We start from the raw sequence: 19,665 nt of genomic DNA, 5'->3' as shown, positions 1-19,665 counted from the left end.
CGTTTATAGTTAGGATAAAAATTCAAATTGGTAAATTGCCTGTTCATTTTTACAAACGCCTAGAAAGCACAGATTATTATAATGATTTCATTCATCAGTAAATCGGTAACGAAAATATTTGGCACGAAATCAGAGCGCGACATTAAAGCGTTGATGCCTATCGTCGAGAGCATAAAAAACGAATATTCAAAGCTTAATTCATTATCAGATGACGAATTGCGCGCTAAAACGGCGGAATTCAAATTAAGAATTGGAGATTTTGTAGCAGATATAGATAATCAAATTACTTCCCTACATACCTCTGCGGAAGAAACAGAGGATGTGGATGCGAAGGATCGTTTTTTCCAACAAATTGATGCCTTACAACTCGAGCGCAATAGCCGTTTAGAAGTCGTATTGATGGAGATTTTACCCGAAGCTTTCGCGGTGGTAAAAGAAACAGCGCGTCGTTTCACAGAGAACAAACAACTAGTCGTTTTAGCGACAGTAGACGATAAATTCATTGCGTCCAAGAAGAAGAATGTAGTGATTGAGGGGGACAAAGCGATTTGGAAAAATCAATGGTTAGCCGCTGGAAATGAGATTACCTGGGACATGGTGCACTATGATGTGCAGCTGATCGGAGGTATCGTATTACACCAAGGAAAGATTTCTGAGATGGGTACGGGTGAAGGAAAAACACTCGTTTCTACCCTTCCTTCCTATTTAAATGCCTTAGCGGGACGCGGGGTTCACTTAGTTACGGTGAATGATTACCTAGCGAAACGTGACTCCGAGTGGAACGCACCTTTGTTCGAATTCCACGGATTGAAAGTGGATTGCATCGATAAGCACGAGCCGAATACAGAAGAGCGTCGTGCGGCTTATTGGGCTGATATTACTTACGGAACGAACAATGAGTTTGGCTTTGATTATTTGCGCGATAACATGGCGCGTAGTTTAGAGGATCAAGTCCAAAGACCACACCATTTCGCGATGGTCGATGAGGTCGATTCGGTTTTAATTGATGACGCGAGAACGCCATTAATTATCTCTGGACCAATTCCAAAAGGTGATGAGCAAGAGTTCGAAACCTTCCAACCCCGAATTCACAAATTAGTAGAAGCACAGAAGCAGATCGTTCAAAACTTCTTAGTCGAAGCAAAGAAATTAATCGCTGCTGGCGATAAGAAAGAGGGTGGTTTAGCCCTATACCGTGCCTATAAAGGTTTACCGAAGTCGAAGCCATTGATCAAGTTTTTGTCCGAAAACGGGATGAAGCAATTGATGAATGAGACGGAAAGCACCTTCTTAGCTGACAATCAAAAGATGATGCCGGAGGCAGTAGCGCCTCTTTTGTTCACCATCGAGGAGAAGAACAACCAGGTGGAGATGACCGAGAAAGGTTTGGAATTCATGAGTGGAGACACCGAAAATCCGAACTTCTTCGTGTTACCCGATCTATCGATCGACTTAAACCGCATCGAGAAAACAGCCGATTTATCGGATGCGGATCGTCTTGCCGCGAAAGAGCAATTGATCCAAGATTACAACGAGAAAGCTTCCCGCATTCATACTGTTAGCCAGTTATTAAAGGCCTATACCCTATTCGAGAAGGACACCGAGTACATTATCGTAGAGGGCAAGGTGAAGATCGTAGATGAGCAAACGGGTCGTGTGATGGAAGGCCGTCGTTATTCAGATGGCTTACACCAGGCGATTGAAGCGAAAGAAGGCGTTAATGTAGAGGATGCGTCCCAAACCTATGCCACAGTTACCCTCCAAAACTTCTTTAGAATGTACCACAAATTAGGGGGTATGACGGGAACTGCGGAGACAGAAGCAGGTGAGTTTTGGACCATCTATAAATTAGATGTCGTTTCAATCCCTACGAATCGCGTCATTCAGCGCAAGGACCACGAAGATAAAGTGTACCGTACGGTTCGGGAGAAGTACAATGCCGTAGCAGAGGAAATTCAAGAATTAGTAGCTAGTGGTCGCCCAGTCTTGGTAGGTACGACTTCGGTAGAGAACTCGGAATTATTAAGCCGTTTGCTGACCATTCGTAAGATTCCACACAATGTTTTGAATGCCAAACAACACGCACGCGAGGCCGAAATCGTCGCAGAAGCGGGTCAATCAGGCAAGGTAACGATCGCTACGAACATGGCCGGTCGTGGAACCGATATTAAATTAAGCCCAGAGTCAAAGGCGGCGGGTGGTCTAGCGATCATCGGTACCGAACGCCACGAATCACGTCGCGTCGATCGCCAGTTACGTGGTCGTGCCGGTCGTCAAGGGGATGTAGGTTCTTCTCAGTTCTTCGTTTCACTAGAGGACAACTTGATGCGTCTATTCGGATCAGACCGTATCGCGAAAGTGATGGACCGTCTGGGAATGGAAGAAGGCGAAGTGATCCAACACTCGATGATTACCTCCTCGATTGAGAGAGCACAGAAGAAGGTGGAGGAGAACAACTTTGGCATTCGTAAGCGTCTTTTAGAATACGATGACGTGATGAACTACCAACGTAACGCTATCTACAAACGTCGCCAAAACGCCCTTTTAGGCGAGCGTCTTTCATTGGATATCATCAACATTTTGTTCGACGTATGCCGCGACATCACGACAGGTTACACGAACTATGATGATTTCGAATTAAAAACGATTGAATTATTAGGCATGGAGCCTCCGTTCGATGCGTCTGCATTCAATAAATTGAATAATGACCAAAGAACGGAACAATTATTCATTGCAGCAGAGCAACATTACAAGTCGAAAAACGAGGTCATCGCCTCTCAAGTCATTCAAGTGGCTCAAGAAGCCAAGCAACATGGCTATTCAGGCATCCAAGTGCCTATTAGCAATGGTCAAATGACGACCGGAATCATCGTAGATGCGGACAAAACAATCTCAACACAAGGAAAAGAAGTCGTAAAAGAGATGGAGAAATTCATCACCCTTTCGCTAATCGACCAAGAGTGGAAAGAGCATTTACGCGAGATGGACGACTTGAAACAATCGGTTCAAAATGCCGTATTCGAACAAAAAGATCCTTTATTGATCTACAAATTCGAATCTGTGAACTTGTTCCAACGTTTCGTATCCCGCGTAAATATGGACACCATCAGCTTTGTAGTCAAAGCAGAAATTCCAGCGGTTCAACAAACAAATCAATCCGCAGTAAAAGCTCCAAAAGAGAAAGCGCCGAAATTGCAAATGAGCAAAGACGATGCCATCTCCTCTTTATTAGGTGGCCTAGCCGGTTCTCAAGAGGAATATCACGACCCTTCTACCCCATCGGTAGAACGCGCGGCACCTCGCCAAGCGATCAAAATCGCTGACCGTAACCAACGCGTGACTGTTCAATACATTGACGGAAGCATCAAAGAAGATGTGAAGTACAAGACCGTGGAGCAGGATGTGGAGAGTGGGAGAGCGGTGGTTATAGCATAAATTTAATATTAAGGCGGATGCCTTAATATTAAATTTAGCTAGTCGATAGTCGCTAGTCGCTAGTCGACAGTTTTTATTAGAGTAGAGATAAGAGAGTATAGATAAGAAGGCGCCGATGGCGCCTTCTTTGATGTAATTCAGAAAGAGAATAGTTTTGATTTGACCGGCATAAAGTATGGCGTAGACCACTTTGGCCGGTCAAATCAAAACTATATCATCAGCATTTGCAACCTCCACTCCCATACTCGCCCCTTCCAACTCCGCCTTCGAGCATCTTGCCCTCGCAATCGCGAAGGGAGTTTTAGTGGTATCTAGTAATTCAATCACTTCGCCTTTCATGAAATCACCGAGAATTTCGGTGATGCCGACGGATAATAGACTCTTTCGGGAATTAATGGCTTTGACGGCGCCTTTGTCTAGGACGACTTTGCCAGTGATGAGGCTGCCGGCGGCGAGCCATTTTTGGCGGGCGGTGAGGCTGGCTTTGCCTGCTTCGAAGACGGTGCCTATTTTTTCGTGTAATGCGTCTACAATTCCGCCTTCGTTATCTAATCCGAAAATGACTACCTTGATGCCTAAGCGCATGGCGAGGCGGGTGAAGGTGAGTTTTGAGATCATACCGCCTAGTCCGGTGGACGAGGTGTCGGAGGAAACGACGGATAAAGTGGAGGCGTCGATTTTAGGTACGTGGCGGATGATTTCGCCGTTTGCGTCTAAGAGACCGCCTACGGAGGTAGATATTAAAAGTTTTTCTGCGCCAAAGCCGGTCGCGATCAAAGTTGCGAGTTCGTCGTTGTCGGAGAATTTTAGTTCGGTGTTTGAGACTACGTCATTTTCGTTTGCAATGGGAATGACGTTGCTTTTCCAAAGCTCTGTATATGTTTCCTTGAGTTGAAGGAAAGATTCGCGGTTCGAGAAATGGTGGCGTTCGCAAAGCGATTGAGCGATGGAGATGCCGTATTTCGAGAAGTAATGGTTGTATTTTGCGATCAAGATGGGGTTTCCAATCGCTGCGGCGGCTTTTCGTTCTGAAAGGGTGCCTTTGTAATTTTTCATGAAGGCCTTTCCAGCGGCGACAGCTCCAGAGGAAACTAGGACGATGTCGTAGTCTTTTGCGAGGCTGGATACCTGGGCGGCTATCTTTTCCAAAGTCTGTTCGTTCACCTCCCCGTTCTTGTGGGTGATGGAAGACGAACCGAATTTGATGACAAGAATGGGCCTATACATGCCGCAATTTACGTTAAATTGCGGGTTTTTGAAAGTCGCAGGTGGATTTTAGGGCTTTGGCGAGTCTTTTTATGTAGGCTGTACGCGGAATGTTGATGGCTCCGTAACGCAAGACGTTGTCGTTCATGAATTGCGAGTCGAGGAGTTGGTATTTTTGTTCGCGCAAGATTTGGATCAAATAATGAAAGGCCACTTTCGAGGAATTAGAGACTAAGGAGAACATGGATTCACCGAAAAAGGCAGCTCCCAATGACACTCCATATAATCCTCCCACTAACTTGTCTTCTTGCCATGCTTCTACGGAATGTGCTAATCCCATCCGGTGTAATTCGGAATAGGCAGCGATCATTTCCTCTGAAATCCAAGTTTCGTCTTCTGTGGCTCGAGGCAAGGCACAATTGCGCATGACTTGCTCGAAACTGGTGTCTAGGCGAATTTCGAAGCGGTTTTGGTTGATAATCGGCCTAAGCGATTTGGCAGGCTTATAAGATTGAATCGGAATAATTGCGCGCGGATCTGGACTATACCAAAAGATTTCTCCAGACTCTTCCGCCATCGGAAACATACCCGATGCATAGGCGTAAACTAGGGTTTCGGCGGTAACGGGAGTGGAGGCTTCCATGAAATAATTACGTGTTTATTGGGATTTAAACGAAGATTTACCGAAATTCGACCCTTAAATGTCAACAACAGTTGACTTTGCTTTTGACAAAACTAAGGAATGACCTTTATTAATTCAAATTATTACCTCGCATCTATGCTCCGACGAAGGAGACGATTCATCTTTCGGGTCTGATACCCTACAGGTGTGTGTGTGTAATTTGTCTCATTCTTTAATTTTCGTCCCTTCATGAATAAATATACCGTTCAAGTGGCTAGCGAACAACATTTCGACCTAGCCCAATCCATCTGCAACGAGATGGCTGAATCAGCCAAAGCACGCGGAACCGGAATTGCTAAACGTACCCCAGAATACCTAAAAGAGAAGATGTCCGAAGGAAAGGCCATCATCGCTACAGACGACGCAGACGGCTCTTTTGTGGGTTTTTGCTATGTGGAAACCTGGCAACACGGGAAGTTTGTCGCAAACTCGGGATTGATTGTGAAACCTAGTTACCGAAAATACGGAGTTGCCAAAGCCGTAAAAGAACGCGCCTTTCAATTATCTCGTGAACGTTTCCCAGACGCAAAAATCATCGGTATCACGACCTCATTAGCGGTCATGAAAATTAACTCTGATTTAGGCTATGAACCTACGACCTTCGCGGAATTGCCAGTAGATGATAATTTCTGGAAAGGCTGTGAATCCTGTGTGAATTTTGATATCCTGACCAGAACGGAACGTAATATCTGTTTGTGCACGGGAATGATTTACGATCCTGAGAATCCGGACAAAAAATCGCCAGAAGAGAAAGACGAAAAATGGCTATTCGTAAAGAATATTGGCGATTTTACGCGTTTAAAGAAGTTTAAAGAGAAATTATTACTGCCTTTCAAGAAGAAGGTTAAATAAATAAAGTATGAGCAAGCCTAAAGTAATTCTAGCGTTTAGTGGTGGTTTAGACACCTCCTTTTGTGTGAAATATTTAACGGAAGAGCGCGGCATGGAAGTGCATTCGGCCCTTGTGGACACGGGTGGATTCTCTCCGGCGGAGTTAAAAACCATCGAGGAGAAAGCCTATACGTTAGGGGTGACTTCGCACGTGACTTTGGACGTGGTGGAGGAATACTACCAAGATTGCTTGAAGTATTTAGTGTACGGAAACGTCTTAAAAAATAACACCTATCCCCTATCTGTGTCTGCTGAGCGCGTTTTTCAAGCTACGGCAGTCGCTAAGTATGCGGCCAAATTAGGTGCGAAAGCCATCGCGCACGGAAGTACAGGCGCAGGTAACGACCAAGTTCGTTTCGACGTGGTGTTCAGAATCCTAGCACCTGAGTGCGAGGTGATTACACCGATCCGCGACTTACAATTATCTAGAGAAGCCGAAATCGAATTCTTAAAGTCTAAAGGTGTGGTTCAAGAATGGCACAAGTCGACTTATTCGATCAATAAAGGGCTTTGGGGCACTTCAGTAGGCGGAAAAGAGACCTTGACATCAGATGGTTATTTGCCAGAAGAGGCTTGGCCTACCCAATTAACGAAGACAACTCCAGAGAAAATTAGCTTGCAATTCGAAGCAGGACAGCTGGTAGGATTAGACGGAAAGAAATTCCCGTCAACAGTGGCGGCGATCCGCGAATTAACGGAAAGAGCGGGTGCTTTTGCAATCGGTCGTGACATCCACGTGGGTGATACGATTATCGGGATTAAAGGTCGCGTAGGCTTTGAGGCTCCTGCGCCTTTGATCATTATTAAAGCACACCATTTATTAGAGAAACACGTGCTGACGAAGCACCAATTGTATTGGAAACAAAACATCGGTGATATGTACGGCACCTTATTGCATGAAGGCCAATTCTTAGAGCCTGTGATGCGTAATTTCGAAACATTCTTAGCGGATACGCAAGGAAATGTGACGGGAACGGTTCACGTGACGCTATCTCCTTACCAGTTTATGGTGACGGGAATGGAATCGAAATACGATTTGATGTCGTCGGTTTTTGGCGCTTATGGCGAAATGAATAAAGCATGGACAGGAGACGATGTGAGAGGATTCTCGAAGATTGCATCTAACCAAACCATGATCCACCGGAAAGTTAACGAACAATAACATGGCAAAGATCGGAATCGTAGGGGCCGCAGGCTACACGGGTGGTGAATTACTGAGAATTTTGGTGAATCACCCGGACGTGCATTTGACCTGCATATTATCGAATTCACAGGCTGGAAAGTTGATTTCAGACGTGCATACCGATTTATTAGGCTCCACGCATTTACGATTTGTTAAAGACCTAACACCCGTTGACGTCCTTTTCCTTTGCTCAGGCCACGGCGAATCCAAAAAATTCTTAGCCGCAAACGACATTCCTTGGCACACGAAAATCATCGATTTAAGCACAGATTTCCGTGATGAATCCGAAGGCTTCGTCTATGGTTTAGCGGAGTTCCAAAAAGAAAAAATCCAATCCGCGACCAAAATCGCGAACCCTGGCTGTTTCGCCACTTCGATCGAATTAGCCCTTTTGCCCCTCGCAAACGCAGGTTTAATCACCGAAGACGTACACGTTTCAGCCATCACTGGTTCGACAGGCGCCGGACAATCGCTTTCTCCTACGAGCCATTTCTCGTGGAGAAATAACAATGTGAGTGTGTACAAGACGTTTACGCACCAGCATTTGGCAGAGATTAAACAGACGTTAGGTACAAATAAGGCCATCCATTTTATCCCTTACCGCGGCAATTTCTCGCGCGGGATTATGGCAAATGTGTACACGCCTTACAGCGGGACGCAGGAACAAGCCGAAAAACTATACGAAGATTTCTACGCAAATTCGCCCTTTGTTTTCCTCAGCCCAGAGGCCGTGGACGTGAAGCAAGTAGTGAATACAAACAAGTGTTTTCTTCATTTACAGGTTCATGAGGGCCAAATCCTCATCAGCTCTGTAATAGACAACTTGATTAAAGGTGCCTCCGGCCAAGCAGTTCAGAATATGAATTTGATGCTGGGGTGGAGCGAGGATGCAGGATTGAAGTTAAAAGCCATTGGGTTCTAGAGTATAGATTAGAGAGTAGAGAGTATAGATAAAACTATCTCCTATCTCTAATCTCTACTCTATTATCTCTCATCTAAATGTTTATGCAACTATTCAACGTTTACCCCCTCTACGACATTGAGCTTGTGAAAGCCAAGGGTAGTACGGTTTGGGACAAAAATGGGCAGGAATACCTGGATTTATATGGTGGTCACGCAGTGATTTCCATCGGACACTCGCATCCTACCTATGTGAAGCGAATGACGGAGCAGCTAGATAACATTGGCTTCTATTCGAATTCAATCATTATATCGGGTCAGCAAGAGTTGGCTGAGAAGCTAGGTAAAGTGTCTGGATACGAAGATTATACCTTGTTTTTAACGAATTCGGGGGCGGAATCGAATGAGAACGCCTTGAAATTAGCGTCTTTTCATACTGGTCGTAAGAAGGTGGTTGCGTTTTCGAAGGCTTTCCATGGTCGTACGGCTGGGGCGGTGGCAGTAACGGATAATCCGAGCATTGTAGCACCTATTAATGATACATCGCATGTGAGTTTCTTGCCATTTAATGGCCTAGAGGGATTGGAAGCGGGAATTACGGAAGAAACAGCGGCGGTGATCGTGGAAGGAATTCAGGGTGTGGGTGGAATTCAGGTGGCGAGTGATGCATTCTTGCAGGCGCTTAGAAAGCGTTGTGATGAGACGGGTGCACAGTTGATTTTAGATTCGGTTCAGTGCGGTTATGGCCGTTCGGGTCAGTTCTTTTCGCATCAATTTGCGGGGATTCATCCGGATATGATGACGACTGCGAAAGGAATGGGCAATGGCTTCCCTGTTGGTGGGGTTTTGATTGCGCCGCATATAAAGGCGAGTTATGGCTTGCTGGGGACGACTTTTGGGGGAAATCACTTAGCGTGCACGGCGGCGAATGTGGTGCTCGATGTGATAGTAGAAGAAAAGTTGATTGAGAACGCGTCGAAAATAGGTGACTATATTCAGAAAGAACTGAAAGGTATTAACGGCATCACGGATGTGAGGGGTCGTGGGTTGATGATCGGGATTGAGGTGGAACAGCCTGTGGGGACTGTGAGAGATGCTTTATTGTTTAAAGAACACATCTTCTGCGGTTATTCCGGGAAGCATACCTTGCGTCTTTTACCTAGCTTAGCGATCGATCAGAAAATTGCGGATCAATTTTTACAAAGTTTAAAAACGGTTTTAGCAAATTAACCCTTGCTTTTGAACTAGAAATGTGATTATTTTGCGTTTCTTTGTTCAAAACACAAGAGCAAAAAATAGAGTAAAAACAATCATTTATCCTTTATAATGGCATTAATTACAAAAATTAGAGAGAAGTCAGGAGTAGCGGCGGCAGCGATTGCTATCAGTTTAGTTTTATTCCTAGTGGGAAGCGATATTTTCCAAGGTCAATCCTCTTTGTTCGGATCTAGCTCACAAGAAGTGGGTGAAATCGCTGGAGAAAGCATCCTGATTCAAGATTTCCAAAAGAAAGTAGAAGAGCAGACTCAAAATTACACGGCTCAAACAGGCAAAGGTCCATCTGAGCAAGAGGCAAGCATGATTCGTGACCAGGTTTGGAACCAATTAATCTTAGACATCGCATACAAGAAAGAATTCGATGCGTTAGGAATCAAGGTTTCGGATGAAGAATTAATCGACATGGTGCAAGGAAACAATATCCACCCTTCTGTTCGTCAGCAATTCACTAACCCACAAACAGGTCAATTCGACAAGATGTTCGTCGTTCAGTTCTTAAAGAATTTGAAGACATTGCCAGTGGAGCAACAACAATCTTGGGATCGTTTTGAGAAATCAATCGCTCAAGATCGTATCCGTACGAAGTATGAGAACTTAATGCGTATGTCTAACTACGTGACTCAAGCGGATGCTGCGAAGGAATACCAAGCTCAAACAGCAAAGTTTAATGCGAAATTCTTATTTGTTCCTTTCTTCTCCGTTTCGGATTCAACCATTAAAGTACAAGATTCTCAATTAGAAGAATACCTAGCGAAGCACAAGGATGAGTTCAAAGGAACGAACACACGTTCGATTCAATATGTGACTTTCCCGGTGATACCTACGAAGCAAGATACAGTGGAGTTCTATAACTCGATTAAGAAATTAGCGAAGGATTTAGCGGTAGCGACGAATGACTCAGCGTTTGCTGTATTGAATTCTGATATCCGTACTCCTTATTTAGTTTCTTATGCAGAAATTCCAGAAGGCGTGAAAGAGCAGTTAGGTACTTTCCAAGTGGGTGGTATCTACGGACCTTTTAAAAACGGCATGACTTACTCCATCTACAAATACGGTGGTGTGAAGAAAGATACATTGTTTACGATGCGTGCTAGCCACATCTTAATCGCACCAGCGGACAAGTCGGATTCAGCGAAGGCGCAGGCGAAAACACGTGCGGAAGGAATTTTGGCACAAATTAAGGGAGGCGCGAGCTTCGAGACTTTAGCCCAAATGAATGGAATGGACGGCACCGCTCAACAAGGTGGTGACTTAGGTTACTTCAAAAACAACGGTGGAATGGCTAAGTCATTCGAGAAAGCGTTATTCGGCTTCAATGGTACAGGTTTAATGCCTGGTATCGTAGAAACAGAATTCGGTTTCCACGTAGTGAAAGTAACTGACGCGAAGACAAACACGAGCTATAAGTTAGCGGCGATCAATAAGACCATCGCTCCTTCTCAAGCGACGATGGATAAAGTATTTACGACGGCGGATGCGTTTGCGAATGCAAATGGCAACTTAGCTTCGTTCGAAGTGGCTTTGAAAAAGGACAAAAACTTAATCATGATGCGCGCGGATCGTTTAACAGAAAATGCGTCTGCGGTGAATAACTTAGCAAATGCGCGTGAGATCGTACGTTGGGCATTTGATGACAATACATCAGTAGGTGATGGTTCTAAGCGTGTATTTGAGCAAGATTCACAATACATCGTTGCTTACGTAACAGGAAAGTCTGAAAAAGATAATGTGAAAGTAGAGGACTTCCGCCAGGAGTTAACAGCCTTAGTGCGCAATCAATTGAAAGGTGAAGTCGTAATTAAGAAATTAGCTAACAAGAAAGGTTCATTAGAGCAAATCGCGCAGGCATACGGTGCGGGTGCATTAGTTGAAAACGTTCAAGACATTACTCTAGCTACTGGTATGTTAAATACAGCGGGTCCAGATGCAATTGCATTAGGTCGCATTGCTGGTTTGAAAAACGGTAAGCGTTCGAAAGTTTTCGTAGGAGACAATGGGGTGTTTATCGCTGAGAAATTAAGCGGTGCTCCGGCTCCAGCATTAGCGGATTATTCTAATTTCAAGAATCAAATCCAAATGATGAACACACAACGTTCTTCATTCTACATCAACGAAGCGATTAAAGAAAATGCGAACATTGTAGACAAGCGCTACAAGTTCTATTAATATTGAAACATTTCGATTAGAAAAGCATTCTGCAAGGGATGCTTTTCTTGTTTAACAGAAGGATGAAACATTTGAAACGTTTTAGCGCTTTTTACCTTATTGGAATCGGTATTTTACTGATTGCGTTAAGTCCATTTGTGCGCGGACGTTTTGACCTCAGTGAGGATGGTAAGTTTACCCTAAGCGAATCGAGTGAGGCCATCCTGGAAAGTATTGATGCTCCCCTTTTAGTGCAAGTCTATTTAGGTGGGGATGATTTACCCGGGGGATTTGAACGGCTGAAAAAAGAAACGCTGGATCTACTTTCAGACATGCAGTCGAGTGCCGGAGCGCAAATCGAGGTCGAGGTGATCGATGTGTATGACGCATATCCTACTGAAGAGTCTCGGGCTGACTTAACTCGCCAGCTGGATTCTTTAGGCATTCCCCCTACGAATCTGGTACATAAGGACAATGGCAAGCAGGTGCAGCAATTGGTTTTCCCGGGTTTAGTGATTTCGAAGGGTGCCTTGAAGACCGGTGTTCTATTGTTAAAGGGAAATAAATTAGCGAGTCCGGAGGAAGCCATAAACCAGTCCATCGAGGGCTTAGAATTCGAAATCATTCAGGGCATTCAACAATTGATGCCGCAGGAGCGCAAGAAGATCGGTTTCTTTGTCGAATATTCCACAACCCCAGCGATTGCCCAGATCGATCTGATTAATAGCTTAAAACGCAAATATGACCTGTATCCGGTAGACTTAGCTGCCTCTAAAACCTTAGATGGCCTGGACGGGATCTGTGTGTTACAGCCTAGCCGCGAATTCAGCGAGGAGGATGCCTATAAAATAGATCAGTTTATTGTCAAAGGAGGTAAGGCCATCTTCCTGATGGACGGCGTGAAAGTGGACACGGTGGAAAAGCAGGGACTATTCATTAGCCCTAAACGCCATGGCCTAGAGAACCTCCTATTTCATTACGGCCTGAGGTTAAATAACAACCTGGTAAAGGATGCCCAAAACTCCGGCATGATCCCTTTGAATGTGGGAAATCTAGGTGATAAACCGAACATTCAACTGATGCCTTGGCCATCTTACCCACTGTTAAAAGGTAATCCTGATTTCATTATAACTAAGAACCTGGATGCGATTTTCGGCAAGTTTAGCTCTTCGATTGATACAATCGCTGGAGTGGCACTGCATAAAACGCCTTTATTAAGTACCAGCAAATACTCCCAGGTATCGAAGGCGCCGTCTTTGATTTCGGTGAATTCGGCTGGGAAGGATTTTGACCCGGAATCCTATACGGCAGGTGTTCAAACCGTGGGCTATCTCGTGGAAGGCATGTTTAGATCCGCGTTTCCGTATGCGAACCAGGACACAAACTTTGTGGCGCAGGGCAAGACGTCCAGTGCGATCATCCTAGTGGGCGATGGAGACATCGCGTTGAATGAGGTGAATTATGCGGCAAAACAGGCCTTGCCCTTAGGTTTTGACCCCTTCATGAAGAATACGTTCTCGAATAAAGATTTCCTTTTGAATGCCTTCACCTATTTATTAGATGACAATTCGCCGCTGTTAGCTCGATCGAAATCGATTCAATTGCGTCCTTTAGATAAGGCCAAAATCCAAGCAGACGGCACCTTCTACCAGGTCATCAACATTGCGGTGCCGCTTCTTTTTGCCACACTTTTGTCTTTAGCCGTGGTCTTTTATAGAAAGCGCAAATACAATCGCTAAAAGCTTTGGTAGAAAGCCTAAATTATTTTAACTTCAAGGTTTGAACGGCATCCTGTCGAAAACCCTTTTACACGTATCATAAAGCTAATATATAATGAAGTTTCTAGTCGCCTCTAATGTCTTATTAAAGCAATTATCAGCCATCAATGGCGTCGTTGCGAGCAACCCGATCATCCCCATCTTAGAGAACATCTTAGTGGAATTAGAGGGCAATACCTTGATTTTAACGGCATCAGACTTACAAACGGTGATGACGACGCGTTTAGAAGTAGAAGGATTCGAGAATGGATCGATCGCTCTTCCAGCGCGTTTATTGTTAGAAACCCTACGCAGCTTACCAGAACAGCCGGTGACGATCTCAGCAGATCAAGCGACTTTCGGGGCAGAAATCTCTACCCAAAACGGTCGTTTCAAGCTTTCAGGCGAAAATCCAATCGACTTCCCACGTATCCCAGAAGTAGCGAAGAATCAATCAATTTCTCTTACTTCCATGGTATTAGGTGAAGCGATCGCGAATACCTTATTAGCGGTTTCAAACGACGATATGCGTCCAGCGATGACCGGTGTTTTAATCCAGATGATGGGCGATCACACGAATTTCGTAGCGACAGACGGTCACCGTCTCGTGCGTTACCGTCGTAAAGATATCCGTCCGGATGCACAGAGTAGTTTAATTTTGCCAAAGAAGGCTTTGGCCCTATTAAAATCCACTCTTCCCGCAGATGACACGAAAGTAACGGTTGAATTCAGCGCCTCAAACGCTTTCTTCAGCTTCCAAAGCTTCTCCTTAATCTGCCGCATCATCGACGAGCGTTTCCCAGAATACGAGAACGCGATCCCGAAAGAAAACAACGAGATCTTAACGATCAACCGTCTTGAGTTCTTGAGCTCGGTAAAACGTATCTCGATCTACTCAAACAAGACAACTCACCAAATCCGCTTAAAGCTATCCGCTAACAAGCTAACGCTTTCAGCAGAGGACTTGGATTACTCGAACGAGGCGAACGAAGTGCTGGCTTGCGACTACGCAGGAAAAGACATGGAGATCGGTTTCAACGCGAAATTAGTTTCTGAATTACTAAGCAACTTATCAGCGAAATTCGTGGACATTAAATTAAGCGAGCCTAACAAGGCTGGTTTGATTATTCCGTCGGATCAAGATGAGAATGAGGATGTGCTTTTACTGGTGATGCCAGTAATGTTGAACTCTTACAACTAAGTAATCAGTATCCAGTAATCGGTAGTCGGTAAATGATAAATGGTAAGTGGTAAATGATTTTTGATTTAAGCCTTTTCCCATTCACCATTTACCACTCACCATTAAAAAAATATGCTATGAAAAACTTATTATTTGCCCTTCTGTTCCTCTCTTTTGCTAGCCTAGCCCAAGACGAGCCATCAGGCGTACGTTTCTTCGAAGGAAGCTTCAAACAAGCAATGGCTAAAGCCAAGAAAGAGAACAAAGGCATCATGTTCGATGCGTATACGACCTGGTGTGGCCCGTGTAAAGTATTAAAGACAAATGTATTCCCTAATAAAGAATTAGGCGCTTACATTAACGAAAACTACGTGTCTATCGGTGTAGATATGGAAGCAGGCGAAGGCCCAGCTTTAGCAAACATGTATCCATTAGAAGGATATCCTACCATCTTCTTTTTAGATGCAGCAGGCAAAGTGAAGAAGAAGGTCTTAGGACTTCCTCAGGGTGGCGCAAAAGAGCTGCTATCGATTGCGAAAAGCATTAAATAGTTTGCTTCGGCATTGATTTACGTTAAGTTTACGTTCTAATTCGTATTATGAACACGCTTACAGCATACAAAAATGAAATCAATGCCCTTTGTACGAACCACAGGGTAAAGAGTTTGTATGCCTTTGGTTCCGTTCTAACGCCTCAATTTAGCCATCAAAGTGACATTGATTTGATTGTCGATTTCGACGACATAGATGTCAACCATTACGCTGATAATTATTTCGATTTCAAGTTCTCACTTCAAGAGATATTTAACCGTCCAGTAGATTTATTGGAAGCGCAAGCCATCAAGAATCCTTATTTTAAACAAGTTGTTAATCAAACTAAGCAACTTGTTTATGGATATTAAATAATCCCTTCTCTCTCCGCCTGGTTCTTTAGGTCTCTGATCTCGACTTTTTCAATTGACTTCTTCCGTAACTTAATGTTAACAAATTCAACGAATAAGGAAAATACGATAGAAGAATACAAATAACCTTTAGGAATTTGGCCTATAGAATTACCTAAAATCTGTAACTCAGAGTCGTGGCTTGCCTCGGCGATCAGCATGAAACCAATCATGATGAGGAAGGATAGACCCAAAACCTGTAAAGACGGGTGATTGTTCACAAAGCGACCTACAGGGCCAGAGAATCCCATCATGATGACGGCTGAAGCGACTACGGCGATGATCATAATCGTCATGTCATTTGTGAGGCCTATCGCAGTTAAGATGGAGTCTACAGAAAAGACAAGGTTGATCAGGGCGATCTGGGTGACGACCTTGCCTACTGAATTAGCCGCTTTCTTTGCGGGGGAGATCACTTGCTCCTCTCCTTCTAGTTTCAAGAAGATCTCATTCGTCGCTTTGTAAATCAAAAATAGGCCTCCTGCTAATAGGATGATTGCCTGACCCGAAGGTGCAGCCTGGAACCATTTAGACTGGATGTGCATGAAGGGTTGCTGCAGGGATATCAGGATGGAGATACCGAACAACAGGATAATCCGGAATACCATAGCCAGCAATAGACCTATGTTGCGCGCCTTGCCTTGCTCCTCTTTAGGCAAGCGAGAGGCCGTAATCGATATAAAGATGATATTATCAATCCCTAATACGATTTCCAAAAACGTCAATGTCAATAAACTGACAATACTATCCACTGAAAGCAATGATTCCATAAAAATATTTTTCAGCTGTAAAGATGGTGTCTTTCAGGCAGATAATCAACGAAAAGTGCCTCAGGGTCAAAAAATATCATCTTTTTTCAAACCCTGACTTGCATATTTTAAATTAAAATAAGATATTTGCAAACCAATTCAAGAAAATGGTCCTATAGCTCAGCTGGTTCAGAGCACCTGCCTTACAAGCAGGGGGTCCTAGGTTCGAATCCTAGTGGGACCACGATTAACTAAAATAAAAGCCTGTAACTCAATAAGTTATAGGCTTTTGTGTTTTCTAGGTACAGGTATAGGTACAGGTTTTGTTTCTGTGTGTCTTTCGTTGTGTACTCACTCCCCCAATATATATGTCTTTTTAGAGCCTAATCTAAATTGCTTACAGTAATAAATATATAGCATTAACTGTTAGTTTAGGTGGACACATTGTTCAAGCAAATTTATCACTCGGTTTTCAGAGATCTTCGTTTAGTAATTTAGCAAGAACTTTCTATCTTCGGGAGGTAAGCAATATCTCTTTTTTGAAAAATTTTCTCCGAAAATTCACATTTCAATTTTTTAAAATATAAATAATATTTATATTCGGATGTAAAAAAATCTAAAAAAAATCATGAGAATAATAAAAACTGACACTCCACAAAATGACCACAATACTCATTTAATGAATTCTTGGCAAATTAAATTAGGGTATTCATTGTTTCTTATTTTTAGTTTTATTTTCATTAGTGGTTGTAATAATTTAGAATCAATTGAAGAAACAGAAGCATATGCAGCTAATACATATTGGAGCGGAAAAATTCAAAATATTTCAATTAGTAATAAGAATGATTATATATATGCATTTAAACTCTTTGGTGATAAAACGGCCTGTATGTTTGTCGAAACTCCCATAACAGGGATTGTTAGGGCGGATGGTAATTGGAGTGTGTCTTCGGTTGGAAAAATTACTGTTCACTTTAATTCCGTTGGCGAATATCCACAAAGAAACTACACAATTGATCTAATTAAGGATAAAGAAAACTTTACCTACAATGATATAAAATACGAAAAGATGGAAAAGCCTGCACAAGAATATTTGTTAAAAACTTGTCCTGATATGAGTAGATAGAATCTATATCAAAATAAATATTTTTATTTGGCTAGAATAGTAATTTTCGAGTTATAAAATATTATTTTAAAGTTCTTACAGCTCGAGCACCATAATAATATCCTTTTGAAATATCGTATTGTTTAGGATCGTCGGAAAACATCTTCCAAGCATATTCTAAATCGGTGGGATTATTTGTCTTGGTGGAACTCCAATAATAATAAGCGTAAAATTTACCAATTTTGTCTTGATTTGTATACAATTTCTCTAATTCTATTTTAGTAGGCAACCGCCACCCACTACCTAAGGAATTACATGCTTTATTTGCCTCTTTCCATTCCATTAGGAAAGGGAAATCATATTGCGCTATTTCTAAATTATCTATTTTTACTGGTATTCCGATGATATTTTTGTGATCAGAATTACTCTCAGGTTCTTTTAATGAACTTCCGCAACTTACTAGAATTGCAAATAAAAAGAATGCAAAAAGATTTTTCATATTTTTTTTTACAAATCTAAAAAATATTTAATCGAAAAAAAATTTTCCTTGTACCCCCTCCATTAAGGTACTCCACACTGCAACCCCTCGGGGGTCTTGGGCAGGCGGGTGTCTCTCCCTGGGTCAATTCTGACCTATCATTTTTCACATTCTTAATTATTAACGTTATGGTAATTGTATCAGATTACATGGAGAAGGTCAACTCATCTAATGGCCAAACATTTGTTCTTCTTGAACTTTCAGGAGGATTAGAACTTGTTCAATCTCAAAACACGGGGAAGTTCTATGCTACCAGTCGAAAGTGCAGGATTCCTTCTACTTTCTCAGCTGATGTAGCTAAACTGATGATTGGTCAGCAGATTGAAGGGGACATTGTCCGGATTGAATCAGATCCTTATGAGTACACCAACAAAACTACGGGAGAAGTGATCACACTAGCTCACAGCTATGCCTACCGACCAAAAGGAAGTATGGAGCTACTGGGTGAAACTCAGCTTGAGGTGGTTGAGGAGAAGATTAATCAAAACAGTTATAAACTAGCTATCTAATCAAGTTAGTTATTTCTTCGCATTAAGGGGTGTAGCAAGTTGCTATGCCCCTTTTTTCATTTATACCTAAACTATATATGTTATGGAATTTCAAATCGCCCAAAGAAAACGGGCTAAAATTAAGATGGCTATTCAAGGTCATAGTGGTAGTGGTAAGACATATTCTGCCCTACTTGTTGCTCACGGATTATGTCAATCTTGGGAAAAGGTGGCTGTTATAGATACAGAGAATGAATCTTCTCATTTATACGCTCATCTAGGAGGATACAAGGTGTTAGGTATCTGTTCACCATTTGAACCAGAGAAGTACATAGAAGCCATTGATTTTTGTGTGGCCTCAGGGATTGAAGTGGTTGTTTTAGATTCAATAACTCACGAGTGGGAATGCCTGCTTGATTACCACGGTTCTCTATCAGGTAATTCATTTACCAACTGGAACAAGGTTACACCACGGCATAATGCTTTTGTACAGAAGATCTTGCAAGCACCTGTTCACATCATTGCTACGGTGAGAACCAAACAAGACTATGTCCTTACAGAGAAAAACGGTAAAACCATTCCTGAAAAGGTAGGACTTAAATCTGTTCAACGTGATGGGTTAGATTACGAGTTTACGCTCGTGTTTGATTTAGATAATAAGAACCTGGCACATGCTAGCAAAGATCGTACAGGACTGTTCTTTGGAAAGCCTGAACATAAGCTTTCCGCTACAACAGGAAACATCATCTCCAAATGGTGTATGGAGGAATTAGAGCCTCAAATTGATTACGTGAAAGATCGTATCAACAACGCTTCCACCATCATCGAATTACTGGGATTGTATAACCAATTTACCCAGTTTAATGACTTGCTTTTGCCATATTATGAGAAGCGAAAGCAAGAGCTAAGACAAGCTAAAAATCGTGCTTTAGAAGGCAACTTAAACCCCATTCCAAATGAACAACCAACTAACAGTTAATCCACCCATGAAGGAGGAAGAATACGCTTCTTATATCAAGATAGAGGAGCACCTTATCGAATCTAGTAGCTCAGCATTTATAGGAGCTAATACCATCGAAGTAAACCTTCAAGAGATTCAAAGTCAGCATATCATTCCTGTGTTTAGTAAAGACAATGAACCGCTGATTAGTCATGGGGATTTCATTCAGACCACATACGACGTGATTA

Annotated in this window: 18 protein-coding genes and 1 tRNA gene; 15 read left to right on the top strand and 4 right to left on the bottom strand. The window is 42.9% G+C overall.

Features of this window, described 5'->3' with window-relative positions; genetic code table 11:
* Positions 1-81: 81 nt before the first annotated feature.
* The gene (gene secA, locus ACILP5_RS06910; RefSeq protein ID WP_395617927.1) at positions 82-3,435 is read left to right on the top strand and encodes a preprotein translocase subunit SecA; all 3,354 of its coding nucleotides are present in this window, start codon (positions 82-84) and stop codon (positions 3,433-3,435) included.
* A 198-nt stretch (positions 3,436-3,633) separates the two neighbouring features.
* Here the strand turns inward: secA and proB are convergent, their stop codons facing one another.
* Together proB and aat are read right to left on the bottom strand one after the other, a co-directional pair.
* Positions 3,634-4,662 carry a glutamate 5-kinase gene (gene proB / locus ACILP5_RS06905; RefSeq protein ID WP_395617926.1) on the bottom strand — a complete coding sequence of 343 codons (1,029 nt, stop codon included), beginning with the start codon at positions 4,660-4,662 and terminating at the stop codon, positions 3,634-3,636.
* Between the two features lie 13 nt (positions 4,663-4,675).
* The gene (aat, locus tag ACILP5_RS06900; protein ID WP_395617925.1) at positions 4,676-5,284 is read right to left on the bottom strand and encodes a leucyl/phenylalanyl-tRNA--protein transferase; all 609 of its coding nucleotides are present in this window, start codon (positions 5,282-5,284) and stop codon (positions 4,676-4,678) included.
* Positions 5,285-5,512: 228 nt separating this feature from the next.
* Here aat and ACILP5_RS06895 point away from each other — a divergent pair, with 228 nt between their 5' ends.
* From ACILP5_RS06895 to ACILP5_RS06855, 9 genes are all read left to right on the top strand, one after another.
* Complete coding sequence (locus ACILP5_RS06895; protein ID WP_395617924.1) at positions 5,513-6,175, top strand: GNAT family N-acetyltransferase; 663 nt, start codon at positions 5,513-5,515, stop codon at positions 6,173-6,175.
* A gap of 7 nt (positions 6,176-6,182) precedes the next feature.
* Entirely contained in the window at positions 6,183-7,376 is a 1,194-nt protein-coding gene (gene argG, locus ACILP5_RS06890) for an argininosuccinate synthase (protein ID WP_395617923.1), read from the top strand.
* Position 7,377: 1 nt separating this feature from the next.
* The gene (gene argC, locus ACILP5_RS06885; RefSeq protein ID WP_395617922.1) at positions 7,378-8,319 is read left to right on the top strand and encodes an N-acetyl-gamma-glutamyl-phosphate reductase; all 942 of its coding nucleotides are present in this window, start codon (positions 7,378-7,380) and stop codon (positions 8,317-8,319) included.
* Between the two features lie 83 nt (positions 8,320-8,402).
* On the top strand, positions 8,403-9,527 hold the full coding sequence (locus ACILP5_RS06880) for an aspartate aminotransferase family protein (protein WP_395617921.1): 1,125 nt from the start codon (positions 8,403-8,405) through the stop codon (positions 9,525-9,527).
* A gap of 96 nt (positions 9,528-9,623) precedes the next feature.
* On the top strand, positions 9,624-11,741 hold the full coding sequence (locus tag ACILP5_RS06875; protein WP_395617920.1) for a peptidylprolyl isomerase: 2,118 nt from the start codon (positions 9,624-9,626) through the stop codon (positions 11,739-11,741).
* Positions 11,742-11,803: 62 nt separating this feature from the next.
* Positions 11,804-13,459 (top strand): gliding motility-associated ABC transporter substrate-binding protein GldG, encoded by a 1,656-nt coding sequence (gldG, locus tag ACILP5_RS06870; RefSeq protein WP_395617919.1) that lies wholly within the window; start codon positions 11,804-11,806, stop codon positions 13,457-13,459.
* 94 nt (positions 13,460-13,553) lie between these two features.
* Positions 13,554-14,678 carry a DNA polymerase III subunit beta gene (dnaN, locus tag ACILP5_RS06865; RefSeq protein WP_395617918.1) on the top strand — a complete coding sequence of 375 codons (1,125 nt, stop codon included), beginning with the start codon at positions 13,554-13,556 and terminating at the stop codon, positions 14,676-14,678.
* A 116-nt stretch (positions 14,679-14,794) separates the two neighbouring features.
* The gene (locus tag ACILP5_RS06860) at positions 14,795-15,208 is read left to right on the top strand and encodes a thioredoxin family protein (protein ID WP_395617917.1); all 414 of its coding nucleotides are present in this window, start codon (positions 14,795-14,797) and stop codon (positions 15,206-15,208) included.
* Between the two features lie 47 nt (positions 15,209-15,255).
* Complete coding sequence (locus ACILP5_RS06855) at positions 15,256-15,558, top strand: nucleotidyltransferase family protein (RefSeq protein ID WP_395617916.1); 303 nt, start codon at positions 15,256-15,258, stop codon at positions 15,556-15,558.
* Here the strand turns inward: ACILP5_RS06855 and ACILP5_RS06850 are convergent.
* Positions 15,555-16,367 (bottom strand): TerC family protein, encoded by an 813-nt coding sequence (locus ACILP5_RS06850; protein ID WP_395617915.1) that lies wholly within the window; start codon positions 16,365-16,367, stop codon positions 15,555-15,557. The genes ACILP5_RS06855 and ACILP5_RS06850 overlap by 4 nt on opposite strands.
* Before the next feature lie 148 nt (positions 16,368-16,515).
* Here ACILP5_RS06850 and ACILP5_RS06845 point away from each other — a divergent pair.
* Positions 16,516-16,590 (top strand) — tRNA-Val (locus ACILP5_RS06845).
* 384 nt (positions 16,591-16,974) lie between these two features.
* A complete protein-coding gene (locus ACILP5_RS06840) occupies positions 16,975-17,472 on the top strand; it encodes a hypothetical protein (protein WP_395617914.1) in 498 nt (165 codons plus the stop codon).
* 61 nt (positions 17,473-17,533) lie between these two features.
* On the opposite strand, the gene ACILP5_RS06835 is transcribed toward ACILP5_RS06840, so the two are convergent.
* Complete coding sequence (locus ACILP5_RS06835) at positions 17,534-17,950, bottom strand: hypothetical protein (protein ID WP_395617913.1); 417 nt, start codon at positions 17,948-17,950, stop codon at positions 17,534-17,536.
* Between the two features lie 167 nt (positions 17,951-18,117).
* Here ACILP5_RS06835 and ACILP5_RS06830 point away from each other — a divergent pair, with 167 nt between their 5' ends.
* The 3 genes from ACILP5_RS06830 to ACILP5_RS06820 all read left to right on the top strand — a co-directional run.
* On the top strand, positions 18,118-18,498 hold the full coding sequence (locus ACILP5_RS06830) for a hypothetical protein (RefSeq protein WP_395617912.1): 381 nt from the start codon (positions 18,118-18,120) through the stop codon (positions 18,496-18,498).
* Positions 18,499-18,580: 82 nt separating this feature from the next.
* Complete coding sequence (locus ACILP5_RS06825; RefSeq protein WP_395617911.1) at positions 18,581-19,456, top strand: AAA family ATPase; 876 nt, start codon at positions 18,581-18,583, stop codon at positions 19,454-19,456.
* The coding region (locus tag ACILP5_RS06820) for a DUF3871 family protein (RefSeq protein ID WP_395617910.1) at positions 19,434-19,665 on the top strand (232 nt) is incomplete at its 3' end. The genes ACILP5_RS06825 and ACILP5_RS06820, both read left to right, overlap by 23 nt.

Source organism: Aquirufa sp., from assembly GCF_044239315.1.
Lineage (GTDB): Bacteria > Bacteroidota > Bacteroidia > Cytophagales > Spirosomataceae > Aquirufa.
Note: the sequence above shows the minus strand (reverse complement) of the source record. Positions and strands in the feature narration are given on the sequence as shown.

Coding starts and splice junctions, on each gene's coding strand:
- ACILP5_RS06875 (WP_395617920.1), top strand. CDS start 9,624: ATGGCATTAATTACAAAAATTAGAGAGAAGTCAGGAGTAGCGGCGGCA.
- ACILP5_RS06830 (WP_395617912.1), top strand. CDS start 18,118: ATGGTAATTGTATCAGATTACATGGAGAAGGTCAACTCATCTAATGGC.
- ACILP5_RS06895 (WP_395617924.1), top strand. CDS start 5,513: ATGAATAAATATACCGTTCAAGTGGCTAGCGAACAACATTTCGACCTA.
- ACILP5_RS06840 (WP_395617914.1), top strand. CDS start 16,975: ATGAGAATAATAAAAACTGACACTCCACAAAATGACCACAATACTCAT.
- ACILP5_RS06880 (WP_395617921.1), top strand. CDS start 8,403: ATGCAACTATTCAACGTTTACCCCCTCTACGACATTGAGCTTGTGAAA.
- gldG (WP_395617919.1), top strand. CDS start 11,804: ATGAAACATTTGAAACGTTTTAGCGCTTTTTACCTTATTGGAATCGGT.
- aat (WP_395617925.1), bottom strand. CDS start 5,284: ATGGAAGCCTCCACTCCCGTTACCGCCGAAACCCTAGTTTACGCCTAT.
- ACILP5_RS06855 (WP_395617916.1), top strand. CDS start 15,256: ATGAACACGCTTACAGCATACAAAAATGAAATCAATGCCCTTTGTACG.
- ACILP5_RS06850 (WP_395617915.1), bottom strand. CDS start 16,367: ATGGAATCATTGCTTTCAGTGGATAGTATTGTCAGTTTATTGACATTG.
- secA (WP_395617927.1), top strand. CDS start 82: ATGATTTCATTCATCAGTAAATCGGTAACGAAAATATTTGGCACGAAA.
- argG (WP_395617923.1), top strand. CDS start 6,183: ATGAGCAAGCCTAAAGTAATTCTAGCGTTTAGTGGTGGTTTAGACACC.
- argC (WP_395617922.1), top strand. CDS start 7,378: ATGGCAAAGATCGGAATCGTAGGGGCCGCAGGCTACACGGGTGGTGAA.
- ACILP5_RS06860 (WP_395617917.1), top strand. CDS start 14,795: ATGAAAAACTTATTATTTGCCCTTCTGTTCCTCTCTTTTGCTAGCCTA.
- proB (WP_395617926.1), bottom strand. CDS start 4,662: ATGTATAGGCCCATTCTTGTCATCAAATTCGGTTCGTCTTCCATCACC.
- ACILP5_RS06835 (WP_395617913.1), bottom strand. CDS start 17,950: ATGAAAAATCTTTTTGCATTCTTTTTATTTGCAATTCTAGTAAGTTGC.
- ACILP5_RS06825 (WP_395617911.1), top strand. CDS start 18,581: ATGGAATTTCAAATCGCCCAAAGAAAACGGGCTAAAATTAAGATGGCT.
- dnaN (WP_395617918.1), top strand. CDS start 13,554: ATGAAGTTTCTAGTCGCCTCTAATGTCTTATTAAAGCAATTATCAGCC.